Source organism: Methylopila musalis (assembly GCF_042679725.1).
GTDB classification, from domain to species: Bacteria; Pseudomonadota; Alphaproteobacteria; order Rhizobiales; family Methylopilaceae; genus Methylopila; species Methylopila musalis.
The window spans coordinates 1-1,623 of sequence record NZ_JBHTMX010000333.1; the positions used below are offsets into that span (position 1 = coordinate 1).

Annotated in this window: 2 protein-coding genes; both read left to right on the plus strand. The window is 71.7% G+C overall.

Annotation, left to right across the window (positions count from 1 at the left end):
* Positions 1-1,428, plus strand: a 1,428-nt coding sequence (locus tag ACFQ4O_RS17360; protein WP_378777612.1) for a SufS family cysteine desulfurase, incomplete at its 5' end; no start/stop codon positions are given.
* Between the two features lie 4 nt (positions 1,429-1,432).
* The coding region (locus tag ACFQ4O_RS17365; protein ID WP_378777615.1) for a rhodanese-like domain-containing protein at positions 1,433-1,623 on the plus strand (191 nt) is incomplete at its 3' end.

A 1,623-nucleotide genomic window follows, 5' to 3' on the forward strand; every position in this document is an offset into this window, starting at 1 on the left:
CCCCACGCGGCCGGCGTCGCGCCGACCGTCGGCGGGCTCGATCCCGCCGCCGCGGCGCCTGCGTCCGACCGCCTGCGGGTGGTGGACGCCGCTTACGGCGCCCATGGCGACGAGCCCTTCGCCTCGGACTATTACTTCTTGAAGCCCGCCTCCTCCCGCGGGGTGACGCAGGCCTACGCCCGCACCGCGCCTGAGGCGCACACGTCCGCCGCGCCGCGTCCGCTGGACGTGCAGGGCGTGCGCCGCGACTTCCCCGCGCTGCACCAGACGGTGAACGGCCGTCCGCTGATCTGGCTCGACAACGCGGCCACCACCCACAAGCCGCAGAGCGTGATCGACGCCACCTCGTCCTTCTACGGCCGGGACAACTCCAACATCCACCGGGCCGCGCACACGCTCGCCGCCCGCGCCACCGACCTGTTCGAGGGCGCGCGCGACAAGGTGCGCGATTTCCTCGGCGCCGCCTCGTCGCGGGAGATCGTGTTCGTGCGCGGCACGACGGAGGCGATCAATCTGGTCGCCAACAGCCTCGGCGCGGATTTCAAGCCCGGCGACGAGATCCTCGTCAGCCAGATCGAGCACCACGCCAACATCGTGCCGTGGCAGCTGGTGGCGGAGCGCACCGGCGCGACGCTGAAGGTGATCCCCGTGGACGACCGGGGCGACATCGTGCTGGAGCAGGCGGCGGCGCTGATCTCGGGGCGCACCCGCATCGTCTCCATCACCCATGTGGCGAACGCGCTCGGCACCGTGAACCCGGTGGCGCAGGTGATCGCGCTCGCTCACGCCTATGGCGTGCCGGTGCTGGTGGACGCCGCCCAGTCCTCGCCGCACATCCCGCTGAACGTGCAGGCGCTGGACGCGGATTTCCTCGTGTTCTCCGGGCACAAGGTGTTCGGCCCCACGGGCATCGGCGCGCTCTACGGCAAGGCGCATCTGCTGGAGAAACTGCCGCCCTGGCAGGGCGGCGGCCACATGATCGAGGACGTCACCTTCGCCCGCACGGTCTACAAGGGCATCCCCGAGAAGTTCGAGGCGGGAACCCCGGACATCGCGGGCGCCGTGGGCCTTGGGGCCGCGCTCGACTACCTGCTCGGCGTCGGCCTGCCGGCGATCGCGGCCTATGAGCACGATCTGCTCGACTACGCCCAGACCGCGCTGCGTTCCGTGCGGGGCGTGCGCATCCTCGGCGAGGCGCGGGAGAAGGCGAGCGTTCTGTCCTTCAAGCTCGCGGGCGTGGACGACGCGGACGTGGCCAAGCATCTCGACGCCCAGGGCGTGGCGGTGCGGGCCGGCCACCACTGCGCGCTTCCGGCGCTACGCCGTTTCGGCGTAGACAAGTCGGTGCGCGCGTCGCTCGCCTTCTACAACACGCGGGAGGAGGTCGACGTCTTTATCCGCGCGCTGCACGGGCTGACGAGGACATAAGGGCATGAGCTTCGGAACCGTTGATCCGGGCGCCTATCTGGCCAAGAGCGCGCGCGATCCCCGCGCGGCGCTGATCGACGTGCGCTCTCCAGCGGAGTTCGCCGGGGCGCACGCCACCGGCGCCCGCAACGCGCCGCTCGACGGGCTCGACGCCGCCGCGCTGCAGGCGCACGGCGTGGCGCCCGGCGATCCGGT